Source organism: Xenophilus sp. Marseille-Q4582, assembly GCF_916700565.1.
Lineage (GTDB): Bacteria > Pseudomonadota > Gammaproteobacteria > Burkholderiales > Burkholderiaceae_C > Xenophilus.
Map to the genome: position 1 here is coordinate 831,491 of NZ_CAKAKO010000002.1, position 13,257 is coordinate 844,747.

Below are 13,257 nucleotides of genomic sequence, written 5' to 3' on the forward strand. Positions count from 1 at the left end.
GGGCCGGCCGATGGCGAAGAAACGCAAGACGCCGGCCCAGCCGGGCCAGGACTGGAACGCGCCGGCGGCCGAGCTGCTGGCCGAGCTGCCCACCGACCGCGACGAGCTGCTGGCCGCCGCCGTGGCGGCCGTGGTGGAGATCGACGCGGCGATCATGCGCGGTGACGGTGCGGCCGCCGAGGCGGCCAGCGACCGATACGAGGCCGTCATCTGGAAGATGAACGGCGGAACGCACGTGGGCAGCATGGCCGACCACGACGCGCCCGGCCAGGTCATCGAGCGCCATTGCGCGGCGGTGCCTGGCGACGTGCCCTTGTGGGGCCAGCGCGGCCAGTTCCTGGTCGCGGATGGCGACATGCGCGCCCTGGTGGAGTACGAGGCCGGCTACGGCGGGCCGCTGGGTGCCCACTTCCAGTTCCACGTCATCGACCTGGACAGGCCGTTTATCTCCGAAACGGGCTACCGCTCGCACTTCGACACGGCGCAGGGCTGCATGACGGTGGACGAGGTTGCGCGCGGCATCCTGGCTGCGCAGCGAGCCGAGAAGAAGCGCCCGGTGATGGTCGAGGCCAGCTACCGCGACCGCCTGGCCGATGCTCCCCTGCCCGCTTGGCTGGCCGGCTTGGAGCCGCCGGCGCGGCGCGCACCGGCGACCGTCCTGGTGCCGCCGGGGTTCGTCCTGGTCGATGTGGTGCTGCCCTCGCATCGGGCCTTCATCGCCAGGCGCTGGGCGGCCGAGGCCGCGACCAGGATCAAGGCGGCCAGGGCCGCCGGGTTGGACGCCAAGGGAAAAATCACCGGCGCAGGCCCGGAGCGAGATCCCGCATCGCCAGAAACGACGATGACCTGCAGCATCGTCAAAGCCGACGATGCCGAGCCGGGCGAGGGCGGGCCTGTATCGCCGGAAACAACGATGCCGCGAGCGAGCGCGGCAACCTGCAGCATCGCCAGGAATGGCGATGGAGGCCCGGCCGACCTGGTGGAGTTCAAGCCCGGCCAGCGGTGCGAGATCGTGAGCGTCCATCACCCGGTTTTCGACCGCTACATCGGCAAGCGCATCATCATCGTGAAGGTGCATCCCGACACCCGCCAGGTGTGGGCGCACGACGACAGGCCGGTAACGTACAAGACCAATCGCGCAGGCCGGCGCGTGGTCGATTCAGACCCGAGCTGCATCCAGTCGATCTACGGCTTCGACCAGTTGCGGCTTATCACTTGACCAGGAGAACGAACGAATGACGAACGACGCCAATATCCGGCTGGAGTGCTTGAAGCCGGCCGAACGCTGGGCGCAACCGACCGGCGAGGAAGTCCGAGAGGTGCTGCGCCTGGCCGGGTTCAGCGGCAGCAAGGCCGCGAAGGCGCTGGGGCTGGGCGCGAAGGGCGACCGCACGATCCGCCGCTGGATCGGCGAGGACACCCCGATTCCCTATGCGGCATGGGCGATCCTGTGCGACCAGGCCGGGCTGGGCGTGATCTGGAAAGAGGATTGACGCCAAGGGAAAGGTTTTAGCGGCTAAAGTTTAGCCTTCGGATTCCGGTAAAGCGAAAAAAGTTTAGCTAAAGTGCTTGACAGGTTAGGGCATTTTGCCCTAATATAGCACTTGAAGGCCGGGCACATTGCCCAGGTCAACTACCGGAGAAAGTCCGATGAGCGACAACAAGATTATGCCCTGGATTGACGAGCTGGAGGGCGCGGCAGCGACCGACTTCCCGGCCCGCCGTGACGAGATCGCGGCCATGATGGCCGAGGCGGCCGAGCTGGTGTGCAAAGCCGAGGAACTGCGCGGCAAGGCGTACTTCGCCGGATGCTCCCTGGAGGGGCAGGCCAAGGGCCATTGGTCGATGGAAGCCGTCGAGCAGGCCAAGCGCCGGGCCGGCTGGTAAGAGCACATGGCCCGGTCGGCAACGGCCGGGCCTATCGAGGACGCCAAGAAGGAGTATTGCGTGAGCCGAGGCAAGATCAAGGGCGGCCCCAGGTGGAGGAACGCCCCGGAGTGATCCGGGGCGCTTGGCCTGGTGCTGGCACACCGTAACCATGCTTCCGAGTGGGAGCACCCAGCATTCAACACGTAAGCGCGTGGAGGGTCAAGCTATGTCCAACATCATCAAGTTCCCCAAGGAGATCGAGCAGCCCGCCGCGCCCGCGCCGGTGGAGCCTGCCGCCGCGTCTGCTGCCCCCAACAAGGCCCCCGGTGCTGGCCTGCTGGCCGGCCTGGTCAAGTTCGTATGGGTGGCGACCGTGCTGGTCTGGCCGATCCTCAAGTGGGTGCTGTCGATTGCCACCTTCTTCCAGTTCGTGCGGATGCTCTACCACTGGAACACGCCTGGCGTGTATGCCGGTTGGTCGTTCCTGGCGTACTTCGCGGTGCTGACCGCGATCACCTACTTCGTTTCGATCTACAAGCCGAAGGGGCTTTGACATGAAAAAACAGACCCTACCCTACCCGCCGGGATTCGTGGAGCCGAACACCGGCCGGGTGGCCGTCCTGGTGCGCGAGTACGCGGCCAGCGACTTGAACGGCGATGCGCCGGCCTATTGGTACAGCGCGCAATCCGAGGAATGGGGCCTTGACCCCTGGCGACTGGTGGAAGGCGTCGATCCGCACACCGCCGGCGGTCAGTTCGACGTGTGCTTTGCCAACGGTTCGAGCCGCACGGTCGGCCCGCTGATGACGTTCTTCATGAGTGCCGCTGACGCGGCCAGGTTGAACGCCAAGAAAGAAGATCACGCGCCCATTTTTAGCCGCTAAAACGCTTGACGCGGGCGGCGAGTTTAGCTAAACTTCTGCACATGGTCGGCGGCTGGCACCGCCTTTTGTTCAACAACCGGGTGTGGAGTTTATATGGGTGTTCTCCATGAAGAAACGGCTAACCGAAGCCCAATTCCAGGCGGCGATCAAGGGCCTGGAGATCGGGCAACAGACCATCGACATAGCGCGCGGCGTGCTGGTCGATGGAAGGCCCCAGGCCGAGTTTGTGGCCTCGCTGGGGCTGACCAAGGGGGCGGTATCGCAAGCGGTCAGCCGCGTGTGGGCAGTGGCGGGGGAAGTGCTCCCGCAGGGCTTCGAGCGGGTGACGGCGGTACTGCCGGAGCATCAAGCGTTCATCGTCAAGCGTTGGGAAGCCGACGCCAAGGGAAAGAGGAAACAGGAACCCAACTCATGAAAACACTGGTCACGGCAATTCAGAAAGGCGGTCAAGGCAAGACGTTCGCAACCTGCCACCTGGCGTTCGACTTCCAGGAGCGCGGCCTTCGGGTTGCAGTGATCGACCTGGACACCCAGGGCAATGCGAGCTGGACGCTGGCCGGCCACGACTCGGGCTATCCCGCCAGTCGCATGTTCACCGCCGGCGGCGACGAGCTGCGCGCCTGGTTCGCTGACCGGGAGGATGACGGCCTGGCGCTGATCGCGGCAGACGCCAACCTGGCGAACCTGGACAAGATGGAGCTTTCCCAGGCGGCCGCCGCGCTGCGGGCCAGTGTGGCCGCGCTGGGCGAGTTCTTCGACGTGTGCCTGATCGACACGGCCCCCTCCCTTGGCGTCGCCATGACGGCGGCCGTGCTGACGGCCGACTACATGCTGTCGCCCATCGAAATGGAGGCGTACAGCTTGCAGGGCATGAAGAAGATGGTCGCGGTCATCAGCAACCTGCGCAAGCAGAACCCCAAGCTGCGCTTCCTCGGCATGGTGCCGAACAAGGTGGACGCGCGGAAGCCGCGCCACGTCAACAACCTGGCGACGTTGCAGCAGGCATACCCGCAGCTCATCTTGCCGTTCAGCATCGGCGCGCGTGACAGCATCGCCGAGGCGCTGGGCGAGCAGATGCCGGTGTGGAAGATCAAGAAGACCGCCGCGCGGAAGGCCACCCAGGAGGTGCGTGCGCTGGCGGATTACGTGTTCACGAAGATGGAGATCGCGCAATGAGCGCCAAGACCAACGCCAAGAAGAAGGAGCAGGACAAGCCGCAATCGTCCGGGCTGGGCCTGGACGGGCTGGGCGACCTGGCCGGCCTGCTGAACGAGCAGCCGGCGGCCAACGCCGGCGGCGCAGGCCCGCAGGAGCTGCCGCTTGACCTGATCGACGAAGACCCGCACCAGCCGCGCACGGCCGACAACCCCGGCTTCTCGCCGGAGAGCATCGCGGAGATCGGCGAGACGATCAAAGCGCGCGGCGTGAAGTCGCCCATCAGCGTGCGCGAGAACCCGGACGCACCGGGGCGCTACCTCATCAACCACGGCGCGCGGCGCTATCGCGGCTCGAAGTGGGCGCACAAGACCACGATCCCGGCCTTCATCGACAACGACTACAACGAGGCCGACCAGGTTATCGAGAACCTGCAACGCAACGAGCTGACGGCGCGTGAGATCGCCGACTTCATCGGCCGCGAGCTGGCGAAGGGCAAGAAGAAGGGCGAGATCGCCAAGGAGATCGGCAAGTCGCCGGCCTTCGTCACGCAGCACGTCACGCTGCTGGACTTGCCCGAACCCATTGCCGAGGCGTTCAATAGCGGCCGGGGCAAGGACGTGACTGTCATCAACGAGCTGGTGACGGCCTACAAGAAGAACCCCGACGAGGTGGCCGCCTGGCTGGCCGACGACAGCCAGGAGCTGACGCGCGGCTCGGTGAAGCTGCTGCGCGAGTTCCTGGAGGACAAGCGCAGTCACGAGGACGGCGACCGTGATCCCAACACCGTCGATGCGCTGACCGGCAAGACCGACGCCGAGGCCGGCGACGGCGAGCAGGGGCCGCAGGATGATGACGCCAAGGGGAAGAAGGAGCCGAAGGAGGCCGACCCCGACAAGCTCAAGAAGGCCATCATACAGGTCAAGCACGACGACCGGCCGGCACGGCTGATCCTCAACCGCCGGCCCCCGGCCGAGGGCTGGGCCTGGCTCAAATACGAGGATGACGGCCAGGAGTTCGAGGCCGACCTTGGCACCGTGCAGCTTGTCGCGCTGCTGGAGGGCTGACACGCCCAGCGCCGGGCATCGCCGACCACCGACCCCCACCCATCGCCCCGCCATCGAGCGGGGCTTTTTTTTGCCCGCGTTTTAGGGGGTCTCCTCGTTTTCAGTGCAATAAGTGACGGTACGAAAAGCTAGCACTGGCGCGGAGGTGGTGTTGGTAGATCGTTGATTTCATTGACTTTCCTGTTCACTTTCAAATCTGCGATTCGTGGCGTCAAACCGTGGTCGGTTTCATCCATTGGTGCCAGTTATCGATGCATTTGGCCGCGAAGGCAGGATTTGGTCAGCATAGCGGTCAACCGGGAAGCGAAACACACCCCGCAAGTTGATGCTCTCCAGCCTGGTGGGCGCAATCTTCCCGATCAGTTCCGGTGGAATGACCTGGCGGCGGTTCGACCAGCGATCCAGGACCGCCTGCATCTGTGAGGTATTCCACGCCATCACGATGTTGGCCATCAGGCTCAACGCATCGGCCACAGCCTGCATTTCATCGACACGTTTGGCCTGCGCCGGGCTGATCCGGCCGGTATAAATGGCGCGCTTGAGGGCGTTAACAGCCTCGCCCCGATTGAGCACCCGGCGCAACTCGTTCCTGAAAGCGTCCTTGACAAAGTAGTCAGCCAAAAACGCCGTACGCAGCAACCGCCCCAATTGCACGCCAGCCTCATAGATTGGATCGCCCTGGGCGGCAGAACCGAACCGCGCAAGAGCTGCCACCGCACTGGCATGTCCGCTCATGACCGAGGCTGCCAGGTGCACCAGACTATCCCAATGCTTTTCGATCAAAGCGACGTCGACATTGGCTTCGCACACCGCAGCGATTTCTGCGGGCACTTTGGTGCCGCGTGGCACAAAGAGGTGGCGCTGTTTGAGTTCCTTCAACCGCGGGCAAAGATCAAAACCAAGCAAACGGGCATGTGACATGGCAAAGTCGGTGTAGCCATGGGTATCCACAGCAAGCTGGCTGGTCTCCAGCTTTTCTTGGCGGATTGTTGATTCATTTCCAAAGCTGGGCCATTTCGGGACGCATTCACGTTGAAATTTGAGCCACGTTGCCGCTCTATCCTGCTGAATTTTTCAGCACGGGGGAGCAGGAGTGATCAACGTGAGCACATTGAGCAAGTTACGCCGCCTCGTGCTGAGGCAGGACGTGTCGGTGCGCGAGGCCAGCCGGCGCCTGGGCATCTCGCGCAACACAGCCACCAAGTGGCTCAAAGACGGGCAGATGGCCGAACCCCGATACCCGCAGCGGGTGTCGGGCCCCAGCATCCTGGATCCGTACAAGGAGCAGTTGAGCCAATGGCTCAAGGCCGATAGCCATCGCAGCAAACGCGATCGACGCGGGATCAAGGCCATGTTTGAGGCGCTGCGCGCGCAGGGCTACAGCGGCAGCCGAGGGCCGGTCTACGCCTTTGCCCAGCGCTGGCAGCAAGAGCAAGGCAACGCTGCGCGTGGTGCGGGGTTCGTGCCGCTGAGCTTCGAGTTGGGCGAGGCGTTCCAGTTCGACTGGAGCTGCGAGTACCTGTTCATCGGCGGGCTGCGCCGCCGCCTGGAAGTGGCGCACACCAAGCTGGCGGCCAGTCGCGCCTTCTGCCTGGTGGCGTACTACAGCCAAGCGCACGAGATGCTGTTCGATGCGCACGCACGGGCGTTCGCCCTCTTCGGTGGCGTGCCCCGGCGGGGCATCTACGACAACATGAAGACCGCTGTGGACAAGGTCGGCCATGGCAAACAGCGCAGCGTCAATGCACGCTTCGAGGCGATGACCGGGCACTACCTGTTCGAGCCGGAGTTCTGCAACCGGGCCGCCGGCTGGGAGAAGGGGGTCGTGGAGAAGAACGTTCAGGATCGGCGCAAGGACATCTGGCGTGAGGCCAGCGAGCGGCGCTGGGGGACGCTTGGTGAACTCAACGACTGGTTGCAGCAGGCCTGCGTGAAGGCCTGGGCTGAGATGAGTCACCCGGAATGGACTCAGCTCACGGTGGCCGATGTCTGGCAGGACGAACGTGCTCGTCTCATGCCCAACCCCCGTGCGTTTGATGGCTACGTGGAGCAGCCGGTACGGGTCTCTGCGACCGCACTGATCCACTTCCAGCGCAACCGCTACAGCGTGCCGTGTGAATGGATTCATGCGGTGGTCAGTCTGCGGGCCTACGCGGATGGCCTGCTGGTGGTCGGGCCCGATGGGCGACAGGTGCGCCTGGCGCGCAGCTTCGAACGTGATCAGACGCTCTACGACTGGATGCATTACATCGCGCTCATCGAGCGAAAGCCCGGCGCGCTGCGCAACGGCGCGCCCTTCAAGACCATGCCCGAGCCACTGCAGGAAATGCAGCGCCAGTTGCTGCGCCACAGCGGTGGCGACAGGGTGATGGCGCAGGTGCTCATGGGGGTGAGCCTGCATGGACTGGAGGCCGTGGTGGTGGCGGTAGAGCTGGCGCTGCAGTCCGGGCGGGTGAGTGCCGAGCACGTGCTCAACGTGCTCTCGCGTCTGAAGGAGCAGCGCGTGCCCGAGCCACCGGTGGCCACGATGCTCAAGCTCAACACGCCGCCACTGGCCAACCTGCAGCGCTACGACGCACTGCGCAACGTCCAGCCTCATGAGGCATCACCGGAGTCCGACCATGCATGACGTCATTGATGCCCTCAAAGCGCTGGGCCTGCACGGCATGGCCAGTGCCTGGCCGGAGGTACTGGGCACCGCCCGCATGAAGTCGCTGGATCATGAGGCCGTGCTGCACCAGCTCATCAAGGCCGAGACCGCTCAGCGTGAGGTGCGTTCCATGGCTTACCAGATGCGCGTGGCGCGCTTCCCTTCGCACCGTGACCTCGCCGGCTTTGACTTCGCCCACGCGCAGCTCGACGAAGCACTGGTGCGCCAGTTGCACACCCTTCGCTTCGTGGAGTCGGCGCACAACGTGGTGCTGGTTGGTGGCCCCGGCACGGGTAAAACCCACCTGGCCACGAGCCTGGGGATCGAGGCCATTCGCATGCATGGCAAGCGGGTGCGCTTCTTCTCAACGGTGGAGCTGGTCAACGCCCTGGAGCTGGAGAAGGCGCAGAACAAGGCCGGGCAAATGGCGCACCGCCTGATGTACGTCGATCTGGTGATCCTGGATGAACTGGGCTACCTGCCATTCACGCAGTCGGGCGGCGCGATGCTGTTCCACCTGCTCTCCAAACTCTATGAGCGAACGAGCGTGGTGATCACCACCAACCTCACCTTCTCGGAGTGGAGCAGCGTCTTTGGAGACGCCAAGATGACCACGGCCTTGCTTGACCGGCTCACGCACCATTGCCACATCGTCGAGACGGGCAACGAGAGCTGGCGATTCAAGCACTCCAGTGCCGCTGGCGCGGCTCCCCCAAAGCAACGCCCAAAGAGCCAGAAAGGAGATCGAAAAACAGCAGACCCGATAGACTTATCCACAACCGAATAGTCAAAGAATCCATCAACCCAGTGGCTCAATATTCAACGTGATCACTGGCTCAGTTGTGCTGATGAATCAACAGATTGGCGTTCCTGCGTTGCTGGAATGAGGGCAACTTCGAAGCGATTCGCCGTGAGTGGCCCGAAGTGCCAGTGTCGGTTTTCGTCGGGGCTGATCCGCTGCACCCTGCGACTGGCGCTTGATCAAGGAAAACAACGATCTACCAACACCACCTCCGCGCCAGTGCTAGCTTTTCGTACCGTCACTTATTGCACTGAAAACGAGGAGACCCCGGCGTCGCCGACCCAGGCATGCCAATGTTCGATAGGAAGTTGGCTGGTGATGATGGTGGCCCGGCTGGCCGCCCGGTCGTCGATGATCTCCAGCAAGTCGGCCCGCGTTCGCGAGTCCAGCGCCGCCATGCCCCAGTTGTCCAGCAGCAGCACGTCGGTCTTGGCCACCTGCAGCAGCCACTTGCCGAAGGTGCCGTTGCCGTGCCGGATGCGTAGCTCCTCGCCCAGGCGCGGCACGCGCTGGTAGACGGCGCTGTGACCGCGCCGGCAGGCGTACTGCGCCAGGGCGCAAGCCAGCCAGGACTTGCCGGCGTCGGTCGGCCCTGTGATCAGGACGCTGTGACCGGAGTCGATCCAGTCGCCCAGCGCCAGGCTCATGACCGCACGGCGGTCGACGCCGCGCCCTGGGCGGCCGTCCAGATCTTCGATGGCGGCTTGCGGGTACTTCAGGCGCGCCTCCTTCAGCAGCCGCTCGCGCCTCTTGTCGTCGCGCTGGTGCAGCTCGCGTTCGACCAGTAGCGCGAGGCGCTCCTCGAAGCTCAGGGAGTGCGTACCGCCGCCGGCGGCCATCTGCTCTTGCAGCCCGCTGGCCATGCCGTGCAGCCGCAATCCGCGCAGCTGCTCCAGGGTGGTGTTCATCATCATCGGTGTTCCCTGCTGGTCTCGGTTCATTGGTAGTAGCCGGGGCCGCGCACATGGGCATGCTGCGGGCTGGTCCATTGCGGCGTGTCAGCCGCATGGACCCGGTCGCGGCCGTTGGCCAGGATGTCGCGCACGTGGCTGTAGCGCGCCGTGCCCAGCTCCAGGGCCACCAGGCAGGCCGCCTCCAGCCGCGGCTTGCCGTACTTGCGCACCAGCGACAGCAGCCCCAGGCAAGCCCGGTAGCCGTGCTCGGGATGGCGCTGCTCCTCCAGCAGCCGCTGCACCGTGCGGCCGGTGGCCACGCCGATGCTCTGGCCCCAGTGCACCAAGCGCTCGGGTGTCCACTGCAGGTGCGCCCGATGCGCCGCCGGCAGGTGCTCCACCACCGTGGTGAAGCCGCCCTGGTGGGCGCTGCGGGCGTGCGCTGCCACCCGCTGGCCGCGATGCAGCAGCTCCACCCCGCGAGTCGTCAACCGCGCCTCCAGCACCTGGCTGACGGGGTCTCCTCGTTTTCAGTGCAATAAGTGACGGTACGCAAAGCTAGCACTGGCGCGGGGGTGGTCTGGGTAGACCGTTGATTTCATTGACTTTCCTGTTCGCTTTGTAAACGGGTATGGTGGCCTCCCACTTTTGAGGTTCACGATGCAGGGTTGGCACACAACGTTTTTGGGGATGCGTGGGCTCCCCCGCGATATCAGCGACTTCGAGATGAAGGCATTTTTCACCTTCGATGGTGCCGAGCGCGACGCAATCAATGCACGCCGAGGTGATTCCCACAAGCTTGGTCTGGCGCTCCATATTGGTTTCCTGCGCATGAGTGGGCGTTTGCTCGGTGCCTTTCGGGTAATTCCAGTAGCCTTGTGGCGCCACCTTGGCAACGAGCTTGGCATTGCAGCACCAGAAGTCGCCTCGCTGAGAGCCATGTATGAACGCGGGCGCACGCTATTCGATCACCAACAAGTAGCCTGCACGGTCCTTGGATTCCAGTGGATGAGCGAGCACCAGCGCCGCTCACTGGTACGTGAACTGCGCGACGAAGTGGCGCGCTGCGCCGACCGCGATCAGCTACTCGTGCGGGCGCGTCAATGGCTGTACAAGAACAAGCTGGTGATCGTGCACGAGCGGGCAATTCTTGCTGTCGCCGCCCTGTCCTTCGCCGCCGCTGCTGGCGTGCATGCCGAGGAGTATCAAGGCGTGCAGGGTTCCGTGTCGGCCCTGAGCCGCGCGGAAGTGCAGGCCCAGGCCGTGGCCGCTGCCCACGCCAAGGACCAGAACGTGACCCGCGGCTCGCGCGGCGCCGAGACCGTGGCGGTGTCCAAGGACCGCGCCCTGGTGCAAGCCGAAGCCGTGCGCACGGCCCATGCGCCCGACCAGAACGTGAGCTCGGGCTCGCGTGTGGACAGCAAGGTGATCTCCACCCTGCAGAACCCGGTCGACGTGCGCGCCGCTGCCCAGGGCAACGCTGGCAAGCTCTGATTCCCTGGCCTTGTCAGGCATCGCGCCCGTCCGGCGCGGTGATCGACAAAAAGCCCGGCATGCGCACGCATGGCCGGGTTTTTTGTTGGGCGCGTGCATGAGGCTCAGCGCGCCGTGCGGGCCAGGTAGCGCTTGCGCCAGAACAGCAGCACCAAGGCCAGCGCGATGACCGCCATCAGCGCCATGGCGATCCAGAAGCCGTCGGCCTTGTGGATCAGCGGCACGAACTCGAAGTTCATGCCGAAGATGCCGGCGATCAGGTTCAGCGGCAGGAACACAGCCGTGAGCACCGTGAGCACGCGCATGATGTCGTTGGTGCGGTGGCTCTGCACGCTGAAGTGCAGCTGCACGGCGGTCTCGGCGTTCTGTTCCAGCCGCCGCACGTGGTGCACCACGCGCTGGATGTGCTCCAGCAGGTCGCGGCTGCGCACCAGCAGCAGTTCGCGCTCGCGCGCGGCCTCGGGCGTGGCGGGCGGAGGCAGCGTTTCCATCGCGTCGATCCAGTCCTGCATGGCGGCGCGCTGGTCCTCGCAGATCTCGTCCAGGTGGTGCAGTGCCTGGCGCGAATGCATGAGCGCGCTCCAGTTGGAAAAGCGCGTCTTCGGATCGATCAGTTCGGCCTGCCAGTGGTCGAGCTGGCGCGTGAGGTCGCGCCGCAGGGCCAGATAGCCGTCCACGATCTGGTTGACGATGCGCAGCATCAGGTCGGCCGGGCTGGTGGGCAGCCGGGCCGAGGTGGCGCGCACATCCAGCGCCGGTTCGGCCGCCGGCGCGCTGGCGGCCGCCAGCAGCCGGGCGGCCATGGCCTCGCGCATGCTGCCATCCGGCGGATGCACGGACAGCAGCACCTGGTCGAAGACGGCGAAACCCACCGGCCGCGTGTCGATGCGGCGCAGCGCCGGCGGACCGTGGCGCAGCGCGGCGTCGGGCAGGGCGCCGGCCGGCGTGCCTGCGGCCAGGCGCCGCATCACCAGCACGTCGTAGCGCGAGGTGTAGTCGCAATGCGAGGGCAACTGGTCGTTGAGCAGGTCGCTCACGTGCAGGTCGACCAGCGCCGTGCCGCACAGCGCCTGCAGCGCGCCCTGGAGCGCGGGCAGTTCGGCCTGCAGTTCGTCGCGCGTGACCGACAGCCACAGGAAACCATCCATCGCGCCCGGCGTGGCCAGCAGCGGCGCGAGCGCCGCATGTTCCTGCACGCGGTGGGCCTGGATCTGGAGGATGCGCATCGGCGGGGGCAAGGAGAAGGGCTGCGCACGGCGGGCGAGGCCGCAGGCGCCCCGGCTCGGATCAGGCCTGCCGGCGTAGCAGCCGCGCCGCGTCGAGCGCGAAATAGGTCAGCACGCCGTCGGCGCCTGCGCGCTTGAAGGCCAGCAGGCTCTCCATCATGGCAGCGTCGTGGTCCAGCCAGCCGTTCTGCGCAGCGGCCTTGAGCATCGCGTATTCGCCGCTGACCTGGTAGGCGAAGGTGGGCACGCGGAACTCGTCCTTCACGCGGCGCACGATGTCCAGGTACGGCATGCCGGGCTTGACCATCACCATGTCGGCGCCCTCGGCGATGTCGATCGCCACCTCGCGCAGCGCCTCGTCGCTGTTGGCTGGGTCCATCTGGTAGGTGTACTTGTTGCCCTTGCCCAGGTTGCCGGCGCTGCCCACCGCGCTGCGAAAGGGGCCGTAGAAGGCGCTGGCGTACTTGGCGCTGTACGCCATGATGCGGGTGTGGATGAAGCCGTTGGCCTCCAGCGCCGCGCGGATCGCGCCGATGCGCCCGTCCATCATGTCGCTGGGCGAGAGCACGTCCACGCCCGCCGCCGCATGCGCCAGCGACTGCTTGATCAGCGCCTCGACGGTGGCGTCGTTGAGGATGTAGCCGGTCTCGTCGATCAGCCCGTCCTGGCCGTGGGTGGTGTACGGGTCCAGCGCCTGGTCGCTCATCACGCCCAGCTCCGGAAAGCGCGACTTCAGCGCGCGGATGGCGCGCGGGACGATGCCGTTCTCGTCCCAGGCGACGGCGCCGTCGGCGGTCTTGGCTGCCGGATCGGGCACGCCGAAGAGGTCGAGCACCGGCACGCCCAGCGTCAGCGCCTCTTCGGCCACGTGCAGCAGCTCGTCGATGGACAGCCGCTCCACCCCCGGCATCGAGGGCACCGGCGCCCGGCCCGCCTGTTCATGCACGAAGACCGGGTAGATCAGGTCGTGCGGCGTGAGCGCGTTCTCGCGCACCAGGTGGCGGGAAAAGGCGTCGCGGCGCAGGCGCCGCGGCCGGCCGGCGGGAAAGGGAGCGTGCAAGGTCATGGCGGGATTGTGAGCCAGGGCCCGATCCCCTGTCGGGGAGGGACGCATGGAAGCAGCCCGGCGGCCGATAAATTACAACTATCTGCCACGTTCGGGGGCTACAAAAAAAGTAAGGAACCTTCTTGTGAGGGGGGAGGGACTTTGTTAAATT

The 13,257-nt window shown here is 65.5% G+C and carries 14 protein-coding genes and 3 pseudogenes; 12 read left to right on the forward strand and 5 right to left on the reverse strand.

From position 1 onward, the window contains the following. The first annotated feature begins 10 nt into the window (after positions 1-10). The 8 genes from LG388_RS09020 to LG388_RS09055 all read left to right on the forward strand — a co-directional run bounded on the left by LG388_RS09020 (position 11) and on the right by LG388_RS09055 (position 4,975). Complete coding sequence (locus LG388_RS09020; protein WP_011114068.1) at positions 11-1,219, forward strand: hypothetical protein; 1,209 nt, start codon at positions 11-13, stop codon at positions 1,217-1,219. A 16-nt stretch (positions 1,220-1,235) separates the two neighbouring features. Then, entirely contained in the window at positions 1,236-1,493 is a 258-nt protein-coding gene (gene korC, locus LG388_RS09025) for a transcriptional repressor KorC (protein ID WP_011114067.1), read from the forward strand. Between the two features lie 157 nt (positions 1,494-1,650). Then, complete coding sequence (kleA, locus tag LG388_RS09030) at positions 1,651-1,887, forward strand: stable inheritance protein KleA (RefSeq protein WP_011114066.1); 237 nt, start codon at positions 1,651-1,653, stop codon at positions 1,885-1,887. A gap of 208 nt (positions 1,888-2,095) precedes the next feature. Beyond that, positions 2,096-2,422: a KleE stable inheritance protein gene (gene kleE / locus LG388_RS09035; RefSeq protein WP_011114065.1), complete on the forward strand. Its 327-nt coding sequence runs from the start codon at positions 2,096-2,098 to the stop codon at positions 2,420-2,422. Position 2,423: 1 nt separating this feature from the next. Next, positions 2,424-2,753 carry a DUF2761 domain-containing protein gene (locus LG388_RS09040; protein WP_011114064.1) on the forward strand — a complete coding sequence of 110 codons (330 nt, stop codon included), beginning with the start codon at positions 2,424-2,426 and terminating at the stop codon, positions 2,751-2,753. 106 nt (positions 2,754-2,859) lie between these two features. Beyond that, positions 2,860-3,168, forward strand: a complete 309-nt coding sequence (locus LG388_RS09045) for a transcriptional regulator KorA (RefSeq protein WP_011114062.1) — start codon at positions 2,860-2,862, stop codon at positions 3,166-3,168. After that, positions 3,165-3,929 (forward strand): ParA family protein, encoded by a 765-nt coding sequence (locus tag LG388_RS09050; protein ID WP_011114061.1) that lies wholly within the window; start codon positions 3,165-3,167, stop codon positions 3,927-3,929. The genes LG388_RS09045 and LG388_RS09050 overlap by 4 nt, the downstream gene beginning before the upstream one ends. Then, the gene (locus LG388_RS09055) at positions 3,926-4,975 is read left to right on the forward strand and encodes a ParB/RepB/Spo0J family partition protein (RefSeq protein WP_011114060.1); all 1,050 of its coding nucleotides are present in this window, start codon (positions 3,926-3,928) and stop codon (positions 4,973-4,975) included. The genes LG388_RS09050 and LG388_RS09055 overlap by 4 nt, the downstream gene beginning before the upstream one ends. 228 nt (positions 4,976-5,203) lie before the next feature. On the opposite strand, the pseudogene LG388_RS09060 reads toward LG388_RS09055, so the two are convergent. Further along, positions 5,204-5,971, reverse strand: a pseudogene (locus tag LG388_RS09060) (Tn3 family transposase); the annotation flags it as partial. A 106-nt stretch (positions 5,972-6,077) separates the two neighbouring features. Between LG388_RS09060 and istA the strand changes: the two are divergent. Next, a complete protein-coding gene (istA, locus tag LG388_RS09065) occupies positions 6,078-7,604 on the forward strand; it encodes an IS21 family transposase (RefSeq protein WP_225782461.1) in 1,527 nt (508 codons plus the stop codon). After that, on the forward strand, positions 7,597-8,412 hold the full coding sequence (gene istB / locus LG388_RS09070; protein WP_225782451.1) for an IS21-like element helper ATPase IstB: 816 nt from the start codon (positions 7,597-7,599) through the stop codon (positions 8,410-8,412). Before istA ends, istB begins: the two co-directional genes overlap by 8 nt. Before the next feature lie 257 nt (positions 8,413-8,669). On the opposite strand, the gene LG388_RS09075 is transcribed toward istB, so the two are convergent. Next, complete coding sequence (locus tag LG388_RS09075; protein WP_003049898.1) at positions 8,670-9,341, reverse strand: ATP-binding protein; 672 nt, start codon at positions 9,339-9,341, stop codon at positions 8,670-8,672. Between the two features lie 23 nt (positions 9,342-9,364). Next, positions 9,365-9,835 (reverse strand): annotated as a pseudogene (locus LG388_RS09080) (IS21 family transposase); the annotation flags it as partial. Between the two features lie 175 nt (positions 9,836-10,010). On the opposite strand from LG388_RS09080, the pseudogene LG388_RS09085 reads away from it, so the two are divergent. Then, a pseudogene (locus tag LG388_RS09085) lies at positions 10,011-10,439 on the forward strand (DUF4158 domain-containing protein); the annotation flags it as partial. 12 nt (positions 10,440-10,451) lie between these two features. Continuing rightward, positions 10,452-10,814 (forward strand): DUF4148 domain-containing protein, encoded by a 363-nt coding sequence (locus tag LG388_RS09090; RefSeq protein ID WP_370630132.1) that lies wholly within the window; start codon positions 10,452-10,454, stop codon positions 10,812-10,814. Positions 10,815-10,918: 104 nt separating this feature from the next. Here LG388_RS09090 and LG388_RS09095 read toward each other — a convergent pair whose 3' ends face one another. Continuing rightward, positions 10,919-12,040: a magnesium transporter CorA family protein gene (locus LG388_RS09095; protein WP_225782491.1), complete on the reverse strand. Its 1,122-nt coding sequence runs from the start codon at positions 12,038-12,040 to the stop codon at positions 10,919-10,921. Positions 12,041-12,101: 61 nt separating this feature from the next. Further along, a complete protein-coding gene (gene hemB / locus LG388_RS09100; RefSeq protein ID WP_225782492.1) occupies positions 12,102-13,106 on the reverse strand; it encodes a porphobilinogen synthase in 1,005 nt (334 codons plus the stop codon). Positions 13,107-13,257: the final 151 nt, after the last annotated feature.

Bases quoted from the DNA above. Each gene is read 5' to 3' on its own strand.
- LG388_RS09020 (WP_011114068.1), top strand. From the start codon at position 11: ATGGCGAAGAAACGCAAGACGCCGGCCCAGCCGGGCCAGGACTGGAAC.
- korC (WP_011114067.1), top strand. From the start codon at position 1,236: ATGACGAACGACGCCAATATCCGGCTGGAGTGCTTGAAGCCGGCCGAA.
- kleA (WP_011114066.1), top strand. From the start codon at position 1,651: ATGAGCGACAACAAGATTATGCCCTGGATTGACGAGCTGGAGGGCGCG.
- kleE (WP_011114065.1), top strand. From the start codon at position 2,096: ATGTCCAACATCATCAAGTTCCCCAAGGAGATCGAGCAGCCCGCCGCG.
- LG388_RS09040 (WP_011114064.1), top strand. From the start codon at position 2,424: ATGAAAAAACAGACCCTACCCTACCCGCCGGGATTCGTGGAGCCGAAC.
- LG388_RS09045 (WP_011114062.1), top strand. From the start codon at position 2,860: ATGAAGAAACGGCTAACCGAAGCCCAATTCCAGGCGGCGATCAAGGGC.
- LG388_RS09050 (WP_011114061.1), top strand. From the start codon at position 3,165: ATGAAAACACTGGTCACGGCAATTCAGAAAGGCGGTCAAGGCAAGACG.
- LG388_RS09055 (WP_011114060.1), top strand. From the start codon at position 3,926: ATGAGCGCCAAGACCAACGCCAAGAAGAAGGAGCAGGACAAGCCGCAA.
- istB (WP_225782451.1), top strand. From the start codon at position 7,597: ATGCATGACGTCATTGATGCCCTCAAAGCGCTGGGCCTGCACGGCATG.
- LG388_RS09075 (WP_003049898.1), bottom strand. From the start codon at position 9,341: ATGATGATGAACACCACCCTGGAGCAGCTGCGCGGATTGCGGCTGCAC.
- LG388_RS09095 (WP_225782491.1), bottom strand. From the start codon at position 12,040: ATGCGCATCCTCCAGATCCAGGCCCACCGCGTGCAGGAACATGCGGCG.
- hemB (WP_225782492.1), bottom strand. From the start codon at position 13,106: ATGACCTTGCACGCTCCCTTTCCCGCCGGCCGGCCGCGGCGCCTGCGC.